We start from the raw sequence: 723 nt of genomic DNA on the forward strand, positions 1-723 counted from the left end.
TCGAACACGATGCCGGTGCAGGACCGGGGCGATTGGGCGAGAGAGCCGCTTCAGGTGCGGACCCGTTCCGATCCGGCCGGTGCCTCCAGGTCCGAGAGCAAGGAAGCGATCAGCGCATCCGGTGCCTTGAACCGGCCGCGCCTGAGCTCCGGCGGGATGACCGCCTCGATCGCTTCCAGCTTTTCAGAGGGGTCCATGCGGAGATAGGCCTCCGTCGTGCGGATGTCGGCATGACCAAGCCACAGGGCAACCTTCCGGATGTCGTGGGTGGCCTGCAGCATGACGACCGCGCAGCTGTGCCGGAGCTGATGTGGCGAGACGCTCCGACCACGCAGCGATGAGCAGGTCTCGGCCGCTGCGCAGCATGGACGTCGCGGCGGAGTGGCGCAGAACGTGGGCGCCGCGATGGACACTTTTGACGCCGGCCCGGTCGAGGGCGCGGCGCACGATGCACTTCACGGCGATCCGGCTCAGCTGGCGGACAGGCGCCGTGTCCGTCAGGAACACCCGCGTCGTCGCGATCCGTGGCCGCGCCCGCTCGATATAGGCGAGGATGGCGTCCCCGATCTCCTGGGTCAGCGGCAGGCGCTCCTCACGCCGCGCCTTGCCAGCAAGGGTTATGCGGCCTGTCACCCAGTCGATCTCATCGAAGTCGAGGTTGGCGACTTCGCTGGCCCTGAGGCCCAGTCGGGCCAGGAGCAGGATGGCCGGTCCGAACGCGGC

At 68.6% G+C, this 723-nt stretch carries 2 protein-coding genes; both read right to left on the reverse strand.

Translation table 11 applies throughout. From position 1 onward, the window contains the following. Positions 1–50: 50 nt before the first annotated feature. Positions 51–281, reverse strand: a complete 231-nt coding sequence (locus tag AC2W7M_RS26755; protein ID WP_188079666.1) for an integrase — start codon at positions 279–281, stop codon at positions 51–53. Beyond that, a complete protein-coding gene (locus AC2W7M_RS26760) occupies positions 184–705 on the reverse strand; it encodes a tyrosine-type recombinase/integrase (RefSeq protein WP_331253177.1) in 522 nt (173 codons plus the stop codon). The genes AC2W7M_RS26755 and AC2W7M_RS26760 overlap by 98 nt, the downstream gene beginning before the upstream one ends. Between the last annotated feature and the right edge of the window lie 18 nt (positions 706–723).

The organism is Xanthobacter sp. BG11Y11_SDJG, assembly GCF_057364445.1.

Bases quoted from the DNA above. Each gene is read 5' to 3' on its own strand.
- AC2W7M_RS26755 (WP_188079666.1), bottom strand. From the start codon at position 281: ATGCTGCAGGCCACCCACGACATCCGGAAGGTTGCCCTGTGGCTTGGT.